The organism is Massilia endophytica, from assembly GCF_021165955.1.
In the GTDB taxonomy this organism is placed as follows: domain Bacteria; phylum Pseudomonadota; class Gammaproteobacteria; order Burkholderiales; family Burkholderiaceae_D; genus Rugamonas; species Rugamonas endophytica.
In genome coordinates, this window is record NZ_CP088952.1 from 1665273 (window position 1) to 1683055 (window position 17783).

Here is a 17783-nt window from a genome sequence, read left to right on the forward strand (position 1 = left end):
GATTTTGACGATGACATCGCCCGACCGGAAACTGCAAGAGCGCCTGCTGCTCTCCCGCCCTGTGCCGGGAGACCGCCTGATGCTGGCTGACGAAGTGCTGCTCGCGGCGCTGGACGGCAGCCAGCCGCTGTCGCCCGGCGAACTGGCGGCCCTGAAGGGATCGCCCCTTACCCTGCGCCGTTTCCGCCAGTTGTCCATCGAACGCCGCGCCGCGAAACCGGGGGTCGCCAACGACCCGGTCTGGCGAGGCAGCGGCGGCATGCTGCGCGCGGCTTCCACCAGCGCCGCCCTGGAATCGCTGGTAACGGACGACGGCTACTGGACCCTGCATTTCGTGGCCGATGAAGACGGATGGCAGGTGATTCTTGCGCTCGAGCCCGCGGCGCCGTTCGCTGCCCGCCTGCTGCGCGAGCGTCCGCAAGTGCGCGTGACGGATGGCGGCGGCGGAATCGTCGTCCAGGGACAGCTCGATGCGGATGGCGAATGCGAACGCCGCTGGGCCTTCCCATCGCCTCCGGCCGAGCACTTCCAGCAGCACGGCGCGCGCTTCTCCGTGGCGCCGATGGCGGTCTGATTCCATGGCCCTGTTCACGCGCCTCCGCAAGCTCACGGGCCGCAAGGATGCCGAAGCCACCGGCCGCCTCGGCGTGGACGTGCTGGCCCAGCGCCGCAAGGACGGCGAACTTGCCCCCGAAGGCTGCGTAACGGTGCTGTTCAATGACAGCGGCCATACCCGACGCATGGTCTGCTTCCGCGGCGATGGCGGGCCCGCGAAGATCGTCTGCATGAAAGGCGAAAGCGCCTGGTGCTTCCATCCCGGACCGTACGAAGCCGATATCGTTCCCTTTGCCGCAGCGCCGGAAGTAGGGCTGCGCATCAGCTTCGTGATCGACGCCGCCGATCCGCGCGTGGCGCAGCAGCGTTTCGATCTCCATCTCGTCTGCGAACTGGATTCCGGGCTTGCAGAGCTCACGCTGGCCTCGTTCGCCGCTTCGGTGCAGCACATCGTGCGTGCGGCGCTGGAGCAGGGAACGCTGGACCTGCCGCCCTGCACCTCGCTCGATGAATGGAATGCCTTCCGCGCCGGGCTCAATCAGTTGATGTACACGCGCTTCGGCGTGACGGTGGAAGACTGCATTCCAGTCGATCTCGCTGGCGCCGCCGATTTCGCCGCAACCTTGCGCGAGCGCGCCGCACAACCGGGTCCGTCTGCGGGGTCCGCGCGCGCCGTGGACGCCGCTACAGGCTCCGCATCAGCCGCCCCGCAGGCTGAAACCGCGCCGTCCAGCCTGGACGGCGTCGCCGCAAGGGATGAACCCGCATCTTCCCGCTCGGGCCGCGCCGCCGCGCGGGCTCGCCCGGTTCCTGCGGCCGAATACAGCGCTCCGGCGGCGGGCCACCCGTCGCCAGCCGGCCCAGAAGTTCCCCCATCGAGCAGCGCAGCGCCACGCGGACCGCGTATCGCTGCCGCAAGCGCTTCGGAGACCGGCAGCGGCAGCGCGCCCGAGCCTGCACCGGCAGCCGCGCCCGAAGCCGTCCGCGCGTCCGCCCCCGCAGCGCGGGCCACCTCGCATGCCCCTGTACCAGCCGCGTGGGCCGCGGGCGCGCCCTCGACGGCCACGGAGCGCCGCGACAGTTCGGCCCTCCGCCGGCTGTTCCTGGAACTGCCCGCACTGGCCGCAGGCCTGCGCCAGATTCCGCTGCCATCCGGCCAGCCACTGTTCCGCCAGCAGCAGGCACTGCTCCAGCGCCTGTCCCTGCTGGCTCTCGACACCGGCACCATGCCATCGCTGAACTGGATTGCTCCCGACCTCGAAGCTACGCAAACCCAGCGCATTGCCCGCTCCGACCAGTCGAGCCGCGCAGCGGCGGCGCTGGACGAAGCCTGGGCCCTGCTGGCGCAAATGAGCCTGGAGGGGCAGCAGCGCGCCGCCGAATTGCTGAACGATGCCGACCGCATCCTCTCCAATCTCGAATTCCACCTGTCCCGCCGCCGTACGGTGGCCGAGCCGCAGGAACGGGTGGAGCCGAAGCTATGATCGACACTTCGCACAGCAGCGCGCGTCCCGTCACTCGCCCGCCAACCGCGGATTGCCGCTGCATCCTGCAGGACGGCCGCGTGCTGACCGTCACCGCGACGCGCCGCCCGCGCGCCAACCGCGCGGAAGTGAAGTGCGTCGCGCCCGGCGCCCCAGCCCTCGGCGAACGGATGCTGGAAGTGGTGCGCCTGGCGCGCTTGACGGAGCATCGCTTCGACAGCCGCGAGCAGGTGGTCATCAGCATGGACATCGAACCGCAGCATGAAGACCGAAGCTGGGAACTGGCTGCCGTGCTGGCCGACCGCATGGTGCGCGAGCTGTGGGCCGCTCCCGTTCCGCCCGTAACGGCCATGGGCTGGTCCGACGCGTGGCATCTGGGCCGCATCGACGGCGGACCTTCGGCGGCGCAGCCGCAGGCCGGGACGATGCTGCTTGGCGGCCTAGGGCAGTTGAGCCATCTGGGCGCGCTCACCGGCCATGCCGACCCGTCTTCGGCGGTATCCTCCGTGCGCAGCTGGTTCCCGCTGCACAGCGGCGGCGTGAACGACACGCTGTGCTGGGTGGAAGCAAGCGTCTATCCGCTTGAGGGCGCCGAAAAGGAAGAGGATACGATCGCCGCGCCGGGCCTGGACGCAGCCACCCAGCTTGCCGTGCGCCAGACCCTGGCCGAGGCCCGCCATTTCGATGGCCAGGCACTGGGCCGCTGGCGCACGGTGGTGCGTTTCGGCGAACCGCGATTCCAGGGCAATTCCTATCAGCTCGCGCTCGTGATGGCCGACCGCCTCGCACGCGGCAGGGACTTCGTGCCGCGCGGCCGTTTGATCGCCACCGGCGCCTCATCGGCCTGGCATGCGGGACGTGTCGATGCGGTCGAAGGCCGAGCGCCCAAGCTGGAATTGATAGAAAGACAAGCACGGAAGGGCGACCGCGTCCTGCTGCCCCTGGCCTGGCAGGCGGAAACAGCGGAGGCGTTTGGCGAAGGCCTGCGGGCGAAAGGCGTGTCCCTGGCCTGGATCGAGCGGATTGGGCTCATCTGAATCGTGCGCAGGACGATATATAGGTGCCGCTGCTAAAATCGGCAGGCAGGCGAGTAGATTACAGGCAAGGAGTCTGAGTATGTTGAAAATGTTCGGTTTCGGCGGCAGCAAATGCCCACGCTGCGGACACCGCAATGCGGAGGCCTCGGGCTATTGCGCCCAGTGCGGCCTGTCGCTCGGTGCGCCGCGCAGCGAGCCGGTCCTGCTCGAAAACCGCTGGGTGCCCGCCAACGACGAACTGGCGGTGTACTTCGGCGTGCGCGAGCTGTCCGGCATTTTCACCAAGACCTTGCGCGTGCCCGCCACCACGCGGGCTTACATCCTGCAGCAGGACAGGGCGACCGAGGTGCCGCAGGGCGAGTACGAGCTCGAAGGCTTCTTCCAGCGCCTGAACAACCTGCTGCGTGACCAGCACGCCGAGATCCTCATCACGCGCACCACGCCGCTGCCGGTGGAGTTCAGCTTCGGCGACCTTTACACCGCCGAGAACCTCAAGGTGGCCGCCAGCTTCACGGTCGGCATCAAGGTCGAGCAGGTCCCCGCGTTCGCCCAGCACTTCATGACGGTGCCGGGCACCGTGACCACGCTGCACCTGCACGAGCTGCTGGCCCCATCGGTGCGCCAGATCGCCTCCGAATTCATCGGCGCTCGCTCCATGCGCGAAATGAGCCGCAATGCGGACCTGCGCGCCCAGCTCGACGAGCGGCTGCAGTCCGCCTTGCGCATGCGCCTCGCGGAATTCGGCCTGGCCGCTGCGCAGGTTGAAACCCTGTCCCTGCGCCACGACAAGTTCGACGACAACCGCGACCGCATCGGCAGCCTCTGGCTGGTGGCCGACGAGCGCTATGTGCAGCTGGAGCACGTGAAGCAGCTGGACGAACTGTATAACGAGGAAGAATGGCAGGCCATCTGGCGCGAGGAGCAGAAGCAGCGCAGCGAGTACCGCCGCGCCGAGCTGCGCCAGGATGCCACGGTGGAGAAGGCCGAACTGGCGCTGAAGGAAGCCGAGCGCCTGCAGGCCATCCGCGCCCGCGAAATCGACCTGTACGCCCGCGTGATCGATGCCAAGACGCGCAAGGCGGCCTTCGACAGCGGCGCGGGCGCCACGGTCGCCGAACTGGAACACGAGCTGGCGAAGAAGAAGGTTGCGCAGACCGGCGAGGCGGCGGGCTGGGACCATGTGCGCCAGCTGGCGCAGATCCGCATGCGCGCCGAGCTGGAAGCGGCCCAGCAGAACGCGCTGGAAGAGCGCGCCATGGCGCGCCAGCGCTTCAGCCACCAGCTGTACATGCAGCAGCTCAGGAACAAGGTGGAGCAGGCGCTTGCCATCGAGGACGAATCGCACCGCCATGCCCAGGTGGCGCGCCTGCGCAAGGCTGAGGCGGACGCCCAGCAGCGCGAGACTGCCATCGAAGCGGAACACCAGCAGGCCCGCCTGCATGGCGTGACCATGGCCAATGCCGTGCGCCGCCGGGAGGCCGAGCGCGTGCAGGAATGGGAGGAGCAGCAGCACCTCGCCCGCATGCGGGCCCACGAGGCCGAAGCGGGCATCAAGGTGGACGAGTTGAAACGCAGCGGCGCGAATGCCGAAGCGATCGCCCAGTTCGAAAAGCTGCAGCGTACCATCCAGGCGGACGGCATGCAGCAGCGCCAGGCGAACCAGATCGCGCACGAGGCCGAGGAGCAGCGGCTCTCGCTCAAGCTGCGCGAGCAGGAGGCCGCCTGGCAGCACGAACTGCGCAAGATGGAGATGGAGCGCGACGAGCGCTTCCAGCGCTGGAAGGCGGAATACGACCTGGCGCGCATCGATATCGAACGCATCGAAACCATCGGAGGCCTGAGCGATACCGGCAAGATCGCCGTGGCCGCCACGCCCAACGCCCAGGCGCTTACGCAGCTGATGAAGACGCGCACCCATGCGGACATGACGCCGGACCAGCTGCAGGCCCTGGCGGCCGTGGTGGCGGCGGAAAACAGCATGAGCCCCGCGGAAGCCATGCGCCTGGTGCAGCAGAGCGCGCAGGACGAGCGCGCCCACAACGCCTCCCAGCAGGACAAGGACCGCGCCCACCAGCTGGAACTGCTCAAGCTCCAGAACGCGACGCACGCCAACGCGCTGGCCTCGCAGATGCAGCTCGGCGTAGGCGTTGCGCAGGCAGGCGCGCCGGTGCATCATCACCATGCGCCGTCGCAGCCGGGCGTGCGCTACTGCGTGAACGGCCATCCCGTGCCTGCCGACCGGCCGGATGCGAAGTTCTGCGCCGAATGCGGCGTGCCGCTGTCGCGCTGAGGGAGATCGCAGAGGGGCAATGCAGACAGCACGAGACAAGATCCGCGAACTGAGGGCGCTGCACGAGGACGGCCTGCTGAGCCAGCAGGAGTTCGACCGGCGCAAGAACGCCATCCTGGACGCGGAGTACGCGCCGCCGGGCGGCGGCGCCGCGCCTGCGCCCCAGCGCCAGGGAACGGAACTCGGATTGATGGTGGGCCAGGAAATCGGCCCGCAGAACCGCCGCTACCGCCTGGAGCGCCTGATCGCCATGGGCGGCATGGGCCAGGTGTGGCAGGCCACGGACCTGGCCACGCACGCGGAGCTGGGCCACAGCGAAAAGGTGGCGATCAAGATCCTGCCGCCCCAGCTCACGCAGAGCCCCACCCATGCAAAACTGCTGATCGAGGAGGCCACCCAGGCCCGGCGTCTCGCGCATGACAATATCGTGCGCGTCTACGAATGGGCGCAGGACCCCGCCACGCAGAGCTATTTCATCATCATGGAATGCCTGGAAGGCCAGGACCTGGACGCTTGGCTGGCCGCCAACGGCGCCATCGGTTTCGAACGCGCCGAACAGATGCTGCGCCCCGTGGCGGATGCGCTGCTCTACGCATGGGACAAGCATCGCCTCGTCCACCGGGACATCAAGCCGGGCAATGTCTTCCTCACGGCGCGCGGCGAGATCAAGCTGCTGGATTTCGGCATCGCCACGCGGGCGCGTAGCGCCGGAAGCACCATTGGCCCGCTGGCCGCGCCGAACGCCGGAACGGCGGGCTACCGTGCCCCGGAGGCAGGCACGCGGCAGGGACAGCCCAGCCCCCAGCTGGACGTGTACGCCGTGGCGGTGATGATCTACCAGATGCTCGCGGGCGCCATGCCATTCGACGACACGCGCAAGCGCCAGTTCCAGCCTGCCGCGCCGCAGGGGCTGAACGAGCGCCAGTGGGACGTCCTGCAGAAAGGCTTTGCTTTCGATGCGGCGCAGCGCCAGGGCAGCGTGGCAGAGCTGCTCGACGCCCTACACGCGGCGGCCGGCCCCAGCGAAGAGGAAAAGGCGGCAGCCGCCCGGGCCGAAGAGGAGCGCCTGCGGCGCGAGGCCGAGGAGAAGCGGCTCAAGGCGGAGCAGGACCATCAGCTGGAAGTGCAGCGCCAGGTGGAGCTGGCGGCGCGGCGCAAGGCCGAGGCGCAGGCTGCGGCAGCCGAGAAGGCGCGTCTGGATCAGCAGCGGCGCGAGCTGGAAAAGCAGCGCAAGCTGGAAGCGGAAGCGGCGGCCCTGGAACGCAAGGAGAAACTGCGCCAGCAGCTGCTGGCGCGGCGCGATGCGGATGCCGAGAAGGCGCGCCAGCTGCAGGAAGAGAAGCTGCGCAAGGCGGAGCGCCAGCGCGCGGAAGCTGCCTACCGCGCAGAGCAGGAACGCCACCGCAAGGAGCTCGCGGCACGCCATGCGGCGGAGCTGGCGAAGATCATGCCTGCGCCGGGCAGTCCGGTGGCCGATGCGAGCGGCGTGCTGCGCGACCGCTTCCTCAACGGCAGCGGCTACGGCCCGGACCTGGTGCTCATTCCCACTGGCCGCTTCCAGATGGGCTCCACCGACTACGACCGCGAAGCCGCCGTGAAGGCAGGCTCGCAGAAGAACTGGCTGGACCGGGAAACACCCGCCCATTGGGTGGGCATCGAACGCTCCTTCGCCATGGGCCGCTATCCCGTGACGGTGGGCGAGTGGCGGCGCTTCGTGCAGGCCACGAACTGGGAGCCGACCTTTGACGCCGACTGGCAGAACCCTGGCTTCCAGCAGACGGACGATCATCCCGTGGTGGGCGTCAGCTGGAACGACGCCCAGCTCTACCTGCACTGGCTGAGCGAAATGACGGGCCAGGAGTACCGCCTGCCGAGCGAGGCGGAATGGGAGTATGCCTGCCGGGCGGGCACGCACACCGCGTTCAACTTCGGCGACGACATCTCGCCCGACTACGCCAACTACGACGGCAACTTCACGTACAACGACGGGAAGAAAGGCGAATTCCGCCAGGGTACCACTAAGGTGGGCAGCTTCCCGCCCAACCCATGGGGCCTGCACGACATGCATGGCAACGTATGGGAATGGGTGCAGGACGTAGTGCACGAGAACTACCAGGGCGCACCGGTCGACGGCAGCGCCTGGGAGGAGGGGGGCGACCAGGTGCGACGCATCGTGCGCGGCGGCGCCTGGCTGTATCAGCCGCGCTACCTCCGTTCGGCCCTGCGCAACGCCTACTCCGCCATCCTCGCGAACGATGTGGTGGGCCTCCGCGTGGCGCGCAAGATCGACTGATCTGCGCTGACGGTGTACATTGCGGTTTTGAACCGCATTGAGGGAATGCCATGCCGACCACCGTAGTCCGTGACAAGACGCTGCCGATGCGCCACATCGTCCACGTCCGCAACCACATCATCTCCACCGATCTTTCCGCCGAGGAGGGCGGAAGCGATGCCGGGCCGTCGCCGCACGACCTGTACGACGCCGCGCTGAGCGCGTGCAAGGCGCTGACGGTGCTGTGGTACGCAAAGCGCAAGGGCATGCCGCTGGAGGACGTGCAGGTGAGCACGCAGCGCGACGATTCCGAGGAGCGCAAGGGCGTCTACCGCCTCGCCGCGACCCTGCACCTGACCGGTGAGCTTACCGTGGCCCAGCGCGAGGAACTGCTGGCCGTGGCCGCCAAATGCCCTGTCCATAAACTGATGACGGCCGTGACCACGGAAGTCACCACCGTTCTGGGATAAAGCCATGAGTATCGCGAATCTGCTGAAGGGGCACGAGAAGGACCTGGGCGGCGGCTTCCTGGTGCGCCGTTACCTGCCGTCGGCCATCAAGCAGGCCGTCGGCCCGTTCATCTTCTTCGACCATTTCGGTCCCGTCGATGTGCCGCCGGACGCCAATCACGACGTGCGCCCGCACCCGCACATCGGCCTGGCCACCGTGACCTACCTCTACGAAGGCGCCATCGACCACCGCGACAGCATCGGCTCCTTCCAGCGCATCGAACCGGGCGCCATCAACTGGATGACGGCTGGCAGCGGCATCGTGCACTCCGAGCGCACGCCGAAGGATCTGGTAGGCGTGCCTCACCGCACGCACGGCCTGCAGCTGTGGGCTGCGCTGCCCAAGGCACACGAAGAGGATTCACCCAGTTTCACGCACACTCCCGCAAGCGACATTCCAGAAGTGGCGCAGGAAGGCGCGAAGGTGCGCGTGCTGGTGGGCAGCGCCTTCGGCCGCAGCTCGCCGGTACGCACCTACATGCAGACGCTGTATCTCGACGTGAAGCTGGATGAGGGACAGGAGCTGGAGCTTCCCGGCCTGCCACCCGAGGCGGCGCTGTATGCCGTGAGCGGCGAAGTGGAGATCGACGGGAAGCCGCTGCCTGTGTACACCATGGCCCTGCTCGATACCTCCACGGCGCCGCGCATCAAGGCAGTCAAGGCCGCGCAGTTCGTGGTGATCGGCGGGGAGCCGCTGGACGGGCACCGCTTCCTGATGTGGAACTTTGTCTCGTCCAGCAAGGAGCGCCTGAAGCAGGCCGCGGACGACTGGGAAGCCCAGCGCTTTGAGCGCGTGCCCGGCGAAACGGAGTGGATTCCGCTGCCGAAGCGGCCGGGTAGTTAACGGACCAGCGACTGCTGGTACAGGGCGATATAGCGCTGTGCCGGCATGCGGCGTATGGCCTCGCCCAGCACATCCAGGGCGAGGTCGTCGAGCTTTTTGAAGCGCAGGCAGGACTTCCCCATGTCCAGCTTCTTGCCGCTGGCCGCCCAGGCCTGGCGGAACCACGCGAGATCTTCCGTCGGCGCTTCATCGGTGCAGCCGACGTAAAGGCCCATCATGTACAGCGACATGTAATTCTTCTGCGATGCCAGCGCCGCAAAGGGCAGCGGCTGTTTCGGATTGCAGTGGTAGCCCGCCGGGAAAACGCTGTGCGGCACGCCGTAGCCGATCATCGTCGGGAGCATGGTTTCACGGTACTGGGAATCCAGGTTGGCGAGAATGGTTTCGCGCACGGCGCGCATGGCCGCCTGGCGCTCCTCCGGCAAGGTGGCGAGGAAGGCCTCGATCGCTTCGCTCATGCCGTATGCAGCTCGTGCGCGGAGACGGTGGCGTGGTCCACGCCGCTCGTGCGGATGATCCAGTGCTCGGGATAGGCGTCGCTGGCGAAGCGCGTGAGCTTCTGCATGCGGCTCAGTTTATCGAGCTGCACAGTCGGCGCCAGCGCGGTTTCCTTGCCGGTCAACTGGTCGAGATGCCAGAAGCCGCCGTTATGGTGCATCAGCAGGGGCAGGGCGGCGGCATTCGGCGCGGCCTGGAAGCGCGCCACGGGGTAGCCCGGGTGCGTATCCGGCGCCAGCACAACGAAGCACTCGGCCGTTGCGCCTTCGTCGATGCGGTGCAGCACCACGCCGTGCGGCATGATGGCGCTCACCGTCAGCACGGCGATGCCCTTGATGCTGGCGCTCATCTCGATGCGCATGCCAAGGCGCAGCGGCACGGGCTTGTGCTTGCCTGGCCATACGCCGTCCAGCAGCAGGCCATAGCGCGACACGTCCTCGATCTCGAAGCCGTGCGCGCCGCGCCGGATGATGGCGTGGCGGCCGGACAGGCGGCGCGTCAGGCCGCCGGTTTCCTGGCCGTTGGCGCTGTAGTGAGTGAGCAGGGCGTGCGCTTCCGGATCGACCAGCTCGAAGCGGCCGAAGATGCATTCATCGAGCGCGAACAGGCGGATATGGCGCTGCATGCCCGCCTCCGGCGCCGCATTCACGATGCTGGCGGCGCGGCTGGGGAAGGGGTGGGCAGGACCGGCAGGCGGCATGTCGATCTCGATCAGGTCCTCGTCCCACGCAATGGTGGAGAAGCCCAGGTCCACCTTGCCCTGCGGCGCACCCAAGTCCAGGTGGGCGATGCCTGCATTGCGCGCGGTGACGTCGATGTCCATGCTCTCGCCGCCCTGTGCGGACACGCGGGCAATCGAAGCATCGTCCGCCATCACGCGTACGTTCTTGTGGGTGCTGAGGAAGATGCGGTGGATCTCGGTGAGCGATGCATCCAGGCGCGGCACCAGGATCACGAAGGTGCATTCCCATTTGCGTTCCGGCTGGCCCGGCGCGCGGCTCACCACTTCCATATTGATCTGGTACTGGCCATGCTCCTTGCCGCGCGAGGAGAACTCCGCGAACACGGGACGCCAGCCGCCATCGACCGACCGCACGAACTGCTGGCGCGAGCTGCCGTTCGGGATCAGTTCGGAATTGAGCTGGATGGCCAGCTGCGGCGCACAATCCTGCGGCATGCCGCGCAGTTCCATCTTGAGGGTTTGCCGTCCGCCCGCTGCGCGCGGATCGAAGCCGCTGATATGCAGTTGCGGACGCGGAGCGCGCATCGCGCCGGCATAGTTCGCGGCGGGCGATTCCTGCACGCTGCGCGCCACGGATGGCTGCATACCGGCGGCGCCGCGCGCACCCTTCAGCAGGTCGTAGCTGGCTGGAAGCGCAGGTGCGGCGGGCTGTTGATGGCCGCCTTCACATACGCGTTCGCCCGGCATGACCCAGAGGGTGCAGTGCGGATGATCGGTATTGCAGCATTTATTCATGGCGCGGCCGTAAAGTAGATGATCAAACTTTACGCGGCTTCCATGGCCTTGGCAACAAGCCGGTCTCCCGAACAGGAGGGGTTTTTGACCTGTATTTCAAAGGCTTGTCATTTCTATCTCATCCGTGCATTTTTGATATTGTCGAGATGCTCATTCGCCGCTGCGCCTCAGCCACAGGCTGCTTGCCCAGCCCGTTTGCAGCTTGCCATCGGCGTTCGCGTGGATCTGCCACCAGTCGCCGCGCTGCTCGCCGGTGGGCGTAACGGTAGCGCCCGCCGGAACGATGGCCAGGCGCGGCGAACTCACGCTGGCCTCGCTGCGCAGGTTGAGGTCGCGGTGCACGCGGTAGGGGCGGCCCGCGAACGGCGGCGCAGCGGAAGGATCGGCAAGAGCGCTCTCGGCGCTTGCATTGGCCAGCGCGCTGCTGAACGGCAGAGTTCCCACGGCCGCGAAGTGCAACAGCAGAGCGGATATGGCCCAGGTGCCGCCGCCGAGCACGGCAATGCCGCGCACTGTCGGGCGGCGCCACCAGCTGCGCGGCGTGAGGAAGGATGCGAGCACCAGCGTCATGCACAGCGCGGCGGCGGCGATGAACACGGTTTGCAAGGTGAAGGAGATCATGGCGGTCCTCAGCTGGCGTCGTAGCGCAGCACGTAGTGGCCTGCAACAAGGTGATGTCCCGGCGGCAGCACGTAAGGCTGCTGAGCGTCGCCGACGGCGGCAACGAAACGCAGCTGCTCGTCCAGGTGATACAGGGCCTGAGTGCTGCTCAGCCGCGTCACCGAGAGCCCTTGCGCGCCGGGCTCGGCATTGAAGGCGGTGCGCGACAGGCCCATACGGTCAGGGCTCGCGGCGCCGGCGCCTTCCGCGCGCCGCAGGTAGCGGGGCGAGTCGAGCACGCGCAAGGCGGCAAGAGAAGGCGCGGCCCGGCCGAACAGGCTGCGCTGCCCGAAAGGCAGCGCTGCGGTAACGCCGCGCGGCAGTGGCAGGATGGCGGCGTAGCGCTCAGCCATGGGACCGGGCGCGCTCAGCAGGCTGAGCTGGCTGTCGCCCGCGCTTACTGTCGAGGGCGCGGTGATACGCTCCGTGCCTGCGTATAGCGTATCGTCGGCATCGACGCGAATGCTGAGCAGGGCATCTCCTTCGCCGCCCAAGGCAAGGTTCGCATCGAAAGGCAGCTCCAGCGACGCGGCGCCCGTGTCGCGGTAACGGCTGAGGCGAGGCAGCGCGATGGCGGCCAGCGTGAGGCGCTGGCGCATGCCCGGCGCAAAGGTGATATCGCTTTCGCCCGCGCGCGGCTGCTGTGCAATTGGCACGGCGGTCATCTCCTCGGCCACGGGCGCGCTGCGCGCCTGCCATACTGCCGGGCGAGGTCCGGGGACGGCGGAAGGTTCGCGCACCGCGAGCGGGGGCGCGCCGGCGGCGCGCGCCACCTTGAGCAGCAGGCGCTGGCCCTGCTGGTCCATGCCGCGCCTGGCCGTGATCACGTAGCAGCCCTGGCGCGCATCGAAGGAACAGTCGAAGGCTCCCTTGGGACGCATCTGCACGATAGGCGGCGCATCGGGACCGTCGTTCACCAGCAGGGCGGCGCCGGTATCGCCGAAGGGCCACTCCGGTGCGGCATAGCTGCCGTCACCGTCGCCGATCAGCGCAAGGCGCTGGTTCGGATAGACCGGGCAAACGGGATGCCAGCGTTTTCCATCGCGCGACACGCTCACGTCGAACAGCACCTTCTCGTCGGGCGAAGGCAGGTAGACGGCGTGCCCGAAGCGCACCTCGACTTCGCCGGGGCCCAGGTCTTCGGCGCCCACTACGTGATAGCGCACCTGGTCGTTGCCCAGCAGGTCGCCGAAGTCCTTCTGGTGCAGCATGGCCAGGCTCTCGGCCAGTTCGCGGGCGCGGTTGCCGCGCGTGAGGTGGTAGTCGTCGTCCACATCTTCCTGCGGCAGGCGCAGGGTGACGTGCGAGAAGCAGCGCGTCGCGGCGCGGCCCCGGTGTTCTCGCGGACAGCGTTCGAGGAGGTCGCGCAGCAGGGGGCGGCGCGAGAACAGGGCAAAGCCCGGCGCCTGCCAGATGTCTTCCGCGTTGAAGACATCCGGGATGCGGCCCAGGATCTCATGTTGGACGTAGGTGGGCATGGTGTTCACTCCTCTTGAATTGGCGCGCTGGCGGCACAGATCCCTAGCAGGGGGAGCAGGAAAAACAGCAGGTGGCTGCCCCCGGCGGACAGAAAACTCATGGGCTGGCCCATGATGGGGAAGATGGCGAGGTTCGTCCCCCAGGACAGCAGGAAATGGCCCGCCACGAAAGCGGCGCCGCCTGCCATTGCAAAGCAGCGCAGCCGCCAGTGCCAGGCCTGGCGGAAGTCGCGCAGCTGCGCCGCCTGCGCTCCCGCGCGCACGGCCGCCAGCAGCAGCCCCGCAAGGAAGGCGGCCTGCACGCACCACAGCAGCAGTCCCGCCGCCAGGCCGTGGCGGTTGAGCAGGAAGGAGGGCGCAAAGTCATCCTGCACGGCGGGAACGGCCAGCGCGCCTGGCGCGGGCTGGCCCAGCGACGAAAGTCCGAACAGCCCGTCCGCGCCGCGCCAGCCGCCTTGCGCCACGGCGGCAGCGCCCTGCAGCAGCTGCTGCCCCGTGTGGGGGTGGCGGGCGGGATCGAGCCAGACCTGGAAGCGGTCGGCGTAGAAGGAGGCTGGCAGGGACGCCGCGCCATCCGGCCCGGCGTCGCGCAGCATGGCGACCGCGCCGGCGGCTGCGAGAACGCACGCAAGCGGCAGGGCAGCGAGGAGCCAGCGGCGTGCTGCCAGCGCGTAGGCCAGCAGCATGGCGCCGCTCCACATCAACAGGAGGAGCAGCGGGGAATAGTCATCCACCTGCACCAGCGCGAAGCCAAGCAGGGTGGCGAACAGCAGGGCAGGCGCCGCGAGCCGCAGCCACCGCAGGGCGTGGCCGGGCGCATGGCGCGCATCGCTGCGCCAGCCCAGGCGCAGGGCGAGGCAGTGGGCGCTCAGCGCGGTAAGCGCCAGCTTGGCCAGCTCCACGGGCTGCATGTCGAAGACGCCGGTCTCGTCGCCCCACAGCACCTGTGCGGCGAGTGCAAGGAGGGCGGCAGCAGCCAGCAGCGCAAACAGCCATTCCACCGCGCGCTGGGGAAGCATGCTGCGCTGCCTGCGCGGCCGGAGCCGCCATGCGATGACGGCAGCCGAACCAAGGGCGAACAGGGATGCCGTCTTCTGGTAGTAGCGCAGCCACCCGGTATCGCCGCCCGCCAGCCCGAGTTCCAGCTGCATCAGCATGCCAATGCCAAGAAGCAGAAGGGCCGCGCTGCAAGCCAGGGGCATGCGCGGCACGGCGAGCAGCCAGAGGGCGAAGGCGCAGGCCCCGAGCAGCAGGGATGCGGCGGCGGCCGGAGGCTGGCCGCTGCGCAGCAGCCACAGGGACGCGATGCCGCAAGCGGCGAGGGATGCGGCAGCCGTCAATGCTGCGGGCCTGCGCAGTGCCGCGAGCCAGGCGTTGGCGCGCGACCGGGCACGCCTGGCATCGTCCAGATCGTGCACGTAGCCGCTGCCGCCGTTCCAGCGGGCGGATGCGAGCATGGCCAGCTTCACGACGGCGCCTTTGCGCGGCGGCGAAAGAATGTTGCCCTGCCTGCGCGGCCTTGCTGTCATGTCGTTTCGCCCCGAAGCGAGGAAGAGCATCCAGAGGCACGCGGCCGCGCAGCCGAGGCCTGCCCACAGGGCGGGCTGGCCTCCTGTCCACAAGGCGCGCCGCTCCCATTGCCAGTCCACCTGCTGCGGCAGGCGAGCGTCTGGGGCGTTGAATAAGGCCACGCGGCGCTGGGGGCGCAGGCGCAGTTCGCCGCCTTCGATGGATAGCGCATAGCGGGTGAGGCCGAAGCTGATGGCCTGCACGCCGTCCAGGCGCCGCTCGTCCTCGCGCAGCCTGGCCTGGCCCGCCATCACCGGCAGGCGCTCGCTGGCGGCGCCCGCGATCAGGCGAAGCTCGCCCTTCACGCGCGCAATGCTGGCGGTGCCCGCAGCGACGTTCGCCATGCCGAGGCGGTTGCCGCAATAGAGGTTCCCGCCAAAGACGAGAGGGCGCGCCAGTGCCAGCGCGGCAGGCGCAACGCGGTTCCAAAGTGCCGCGGCGCGGGTGTGGAGAGGAGCATCGGGGCAGTTATCGAGCGCCTTGCCGTTCAGGTAGAGCAGCGCGCCGTCGTACGTCCAGTTGCGGCCGTTCTCCCGCAGGCTGACAGTGCGCGCGCTGGAGGATGTGCCGAATGCCTGGCCTGCGACCTGGATGGACGAAACGCCCGCGAGCGCGGCGCTGCCGAGCTTCTCGTCATGGTCTGCGTAATGCAGCAGCGGCGCGCGGCCGTTGCCATCGTGGCGCAGCATCCACGTTCCGGCGGCGTCGCGACGAAACAGCAACTGTGCGCCTTCGGTCTGCACCGCTGCCAGTTCGGCCCGGCCTGCAGGCAGGGACTCGCCCGGCGCCAGGCGGAGGGCGATCTGCTGCGGCAGCCATGTGGCGGGCGCGCGCAACAGGGCGAAGGCCTGCAGCGCGAGCACGCCAGCGAGGAGGATGGCGGGCAGTCTCATAGGCCGCCAATCCGCAGCCAGCCGTTCATGGCGGAGGGCTTGCCGAAATCAGTGAACGCCGGTTCCGCAAGCGCGGGCTCCGCGTCCATGGCGTCGCGCACGCGCGCCAGCAGGCGGCTGATCTGCAAGGCATTGTGTGGGCGGTTGCCGGGCTCCGCGTCCAGCAGCATGCGCAGCAGGGCGATGGCGGGCGCCTGCGCGGGCTGGGGAATCTTCTGTGCGAAGCGCGCCTCCTCGTCGTCGGACAGCAGAGGCGGCAGCGTTCCGCCATGCCTTTCCAGCAGCAGCCTGGCCCCATCGGTGAGGTGCTCGCGGTAGGCCTGCCCGCAGCTGGCGCAGAAGCGCAGCGAGCTCCCTCCAGTGGCAAGGAAGTAGAACAGCGCGCCCAGTGCGAAGTAGTCGCTCTGCCGTCCGGTGGCATAGCCGCCTTCGGGTGCGGGAAAGAACTGTTCGGGCGCCTGCCAGTTGGCCGTTCCTGAATAGGTGTGGGCATGGGCGGCCTGCAGCAGGCGGTTGGTGCCGAAGTCCGCCAGCTTGACGGTGCCGCGCTGCGCGTCCACCAGCACGTTGGAAGGCTTCAGGTCGAGGTAGCGCCAGCCGTACTGGTGAACCTTGCCGAGCGCCTGGTTCAGCTGGGAGATCCATTCCAGCACGCGGGCGAAATCCGGCGGCGTTCCCGCGGACTTGAGGCAGGAGAGATGGCGCCCGAGGTCGCCGCTCATGAGTTCGAGCGCCATCACGGGCAGGCCGTTGTGCCAGCCCGTATCGAGCAGGCGCACGATGTGGCGCTCGTCCCAGGGTTCCAGCGATTGCAGGAAGGTGATCTCGTTGCAGGCGCTGGCAATCCAGCGCTCGCGCTGGGCGGGCAGTGCCTGCGCCATCTGCGCTTCGTTGATGAGTTTGAGGGCAACGTCCTGGGTGCCGGCGGGCCCGCTGGCGCGCCAGATGACGCCGTATGCCGAACGGGCGAGCTGTTCGCGCAGGCGGTAGTGTCCCAGTTCGAGGGTAATGATTGCGTCGCTCGCTGACATGGCTTCCTCCAGACGGCGGATTGCCGTCACAGCCTGTTAGCGGAGGGACGAAAAAAAGCCCGGCAAGCCGGGCTGGGATGTCGCTTAGCGGTAGTAGCCGTGGTGGTGGCCCCGGCCATGGTGGTAGCGCGGGCCGTAGTACTCGCGGTACACGGGACGCGGTTCCACATATACGGGAGCCGGTGCGTAGTAGTAGCGGCGCGGCGCTTCGTAATACACAGGCGCCGCTTCGTAGTATGACGGAGCGCGCTCGTAGTACACGGGGGCAGGCTGCGCGTACACGCGGGTGGAGACATAGCCGCGGCCACCATAGTGGCGGTCGGAGCTGATGGCATTGCCCACGGCCGCGCCCACCAGGCCGCCGACCAGCGCGCCGCCGCTGCCGTTCTGGCTGCCGATCGCCGCGCCCAGCACGGCGCCCGCAGCGGTGTTGAAATCGCGGTCGCCTGCGGCGAAGGCGGTGGAAGAGGCAGTTGCTGCGGCAGCACCCAGCAGCATCACACCCAGGAATTTTTTGCTCAGCATATCGTTTCCCCTCTTTATCCGACTGGCCGGAATTGGCCGATGAAGGGTACTTTAACTGAAGGGAAGAAAAGCGCTACTCCACATACACATTATTACAAACGGCTGTGGCAAGGTAACAAATGTCACAGCTTGCGGCGCGCTTCCCATTCGGGGCGGAGGAGGGAAAGCATCTTAACGTCCTGATAACGTCCATTCACGAAGAAGAGGCCGCGCAGCGTGCCTTCCTCGCGGAAGCCGCATTTCTCCGCCACGCGCAGCGAGGCGATATTCTCTGGCGCGGCCACCAGCTCCAGGCGGTGCCAGGTGTGCACCTTGAACAGGTAGTCGCACAGGAGGCGCAGCGCCTCGGTGATGTAGCCGCGTCCGGCGAGCGAAGGATCGAGCAGGCGGTAGCCGATTTCGCGGCTGGTGGGTGTGCGGCATTTGAAATGCGTGATCACGCCGACAATATTGTGGGCCAGGTCTTCCACCACGAACAGTTCGCTGTCCTCGGTCACGAAGCCGTTCTGTACGAAGTCCTTGCGCATGGCTTCCGGCGACTTGAAGTGCGAAGAAAAGTACTCGCCGCGCGAGGGGAGGTCGTTGACCAGCGCGATAAACGTGTTCAGGTCCGTATTCAGGAGATGCCGGACCGTGCAGAGTCGTCCTTTGAGCATGCAAG

Annotated in this window: 15 protein-coding genes; 7 read left to right on the forward strand and 8 right to left on the reverse strand. The window is 68.0% G+C overall.

The window, feature by feature from the left end; all coding sequences use genetic code 11:
• Positions 1–10: 10 nt before the first annotated feature.
• The 7 genes from LSQ66_RS07530 (at position 11) to LSQ66_RS07560 (ending at position 8991) form a co-directional block, all read left to right on the forward strand.
• Entirely contained in the window at positions 11–574 is a 564-nt protein-coding gene (locus LSQ66_RS07530; RefSeq protein ID WP_231769172.1) for a hypothetical protein, read from the forward strand.
• Positions 575–578: 4 nt separating this feature from the next.
• Complete coding sequence (locus LSQ66_RS07535) at positions 579–2039, forward strand: hypothetical protein (RefSeq protein ID WP_231769173.1); 1461 nt, start codon at positions 579–581, stop codon at positions 2037–2039.
• Positions 2036–3076 carry a hypothetical protein gene (locus tag LSQ66_RS07540; protein ID WP_231769174.1) on the forward strand — a complete coding sequence of 347 codons (1041 nt, stop codon included), beginning with the start codon at positions 2036–2038 and terminating at the stop codon, positions 3074–3076. Before LSQ66_RS07535 ends, LSQ66_RS07540 begins: the two co-directional genes overlap by 4 nt.
• 79 nt (positions 3077–3155) lie before the next feature.
• Positions 3156–5366 (forward strand): hypothetical protein, encoded by a 2211-nt coding sequence (locus tag LSQ66_RS07545; protein WP_231769175.1) that lies wholly within the window; start codon positions 3156–3158, stop codon positions 5364–5366.
• Positions 5367–5385: 19 nt separating this feature from the next.
• On the forward strand, positions 5386–7659 hold the full coding sequence (locus LSQ66_RS07550) for an SUMF1/EgtB/PvdO family nonheme iron enzyme (protein ID WP_231769176.1): 2274 nt from the start codon (positions 5386–5388) through the stop codon (positions 7657–7659).
• Positions 7660–7709: 50 nt separating this feature from the next.
• Positions 7710–8108, forward strand: coding sequence for an OsmC family protein (locus tag LSQ66_RS07555; RefSeq protein ID WP_231769177.1), 399 nt, complete (start codon positions 7710–7712; stop codon positions 8106–8108).
• Positions 8109–8112: 4 nt separating this feature from the next.
• Positions 8113–8991, forward strand: a complete 879-nt coding sequence (locus LSQ66_RS07560; RefSeq protein WP_231769178.1) for a pirin family protein — start codon at positions 8113–8115, stop codon at positions 8989–8991.
• On the opposite strand, the gene LSQ66_RS07565 is transcribed toward LSQ66_RS07560, so the two are convergent.
• From LSQ66_RS07565 to LSQ66_RS07600, 8 genes are all read right to left on the reverse strand, one after another.
• Positions 8988–9449 carry a DUF1801 domain-containing protein gene (locus LSQ66_RS07565; protein ID WP_231769179.1) on the reverse strand — a complete coding sequence of 154 codons (462 nt, stop codon included), beginning with the start codon at positions 9447–9449 and terminating at the stop codon, positions 8988–8990. The two genes, LSQ66_RS07560 and LSQ66_RS07565, sit on opposite strands and share 4 nt — an antisense overlap.
• Positions 9446–10966, reverse strand: a complete 1521-nt coding sequence (locus LSQ66_RS07570) for an FHA domain-containing protein (RefSeq protein ID WP_231769180.1) — start codon at positions 10964–10966, stop codon at positions 9446–9448. The genes LSQ66_RS07565 and LSQ66_RS07570 overlap by 4 nt, the downstream gene beginning before the upstream one ends.
• A 150-nt stretch (positions 10967–11116) precedes the next feature.
• A complete protein-coding gene (locus tag LSQ66_RS07575) occupies positions 11117–11587 on the reverse strand; it encodes an SH3 domain-containing protein (RefSeq protein WP_231769181.1) in 471 nt (156 codons plus the stop codon).
• 8 nt (positions 11588–11595) lie between these two features.
• Complete coding sequence (locus LSQ66_RS07580) at positions 11596–13104, reverse strand: hypothetical protein (protein WP_231769182.1); 1509 nt, start codon at positions 13102–13104, stop codon at positions 11596–11598.
• Positions 13105–13109: 5 nt separating this feature from the next.
• Positions 13110–15566 carry an FtsW/RodA/SpoVE family cell cycle protein gene (locus tag LSQ66_RS07585; protein ID WP_231769183.1) on the reverse strand — a complete coding sequence of 819 codons (2457 nt, stop codon included), beginning with the start codon at positions 15564–15566 and terminating at the stop codon, positions 13110–13112.
• Positions 15563–16597 (reverse strand): protein kinase domain-containing protein, encoded by a 1035-nt coding sequence (locus tag LSQ66_RS07590; RefSeq protein ID WP_231769184.1) that lies wholly within the window; start codon positions 16595–16597, stop codon positions 15563–15565. Before LSQ66_RS07590 ends, LSQ66_RS07585 begins: the two co-directional genes overlap by 4 nt.
• 84 nt (positions 16598–16681) lie before the next feature.
• Positions 16682–17122 (reverse strand): glycine zipper domain-containing protein, encoded by a 441-nt coding sequence (locus LSQ66_RS07595; protein ID WP_231769185.1) that lies wholly within the window; start codon positions 17120–17122, stop codon positions 16682–16684.
• A gap of 122 nt (positions 17123–17244) precedes the next feature.
• On the reverse strand, positions 17245–17778 hold the full coding sequence (locus LSQ66_RS07600) for a GNAT family N-acetyltransferase (protein ID WP_231769186.1): 534 nt from the start codon (positions 17776–17778) through the stop codon (positions 17245–17247).
• Positions 17779–17783 lie beyond the last annotated feature (5 nt).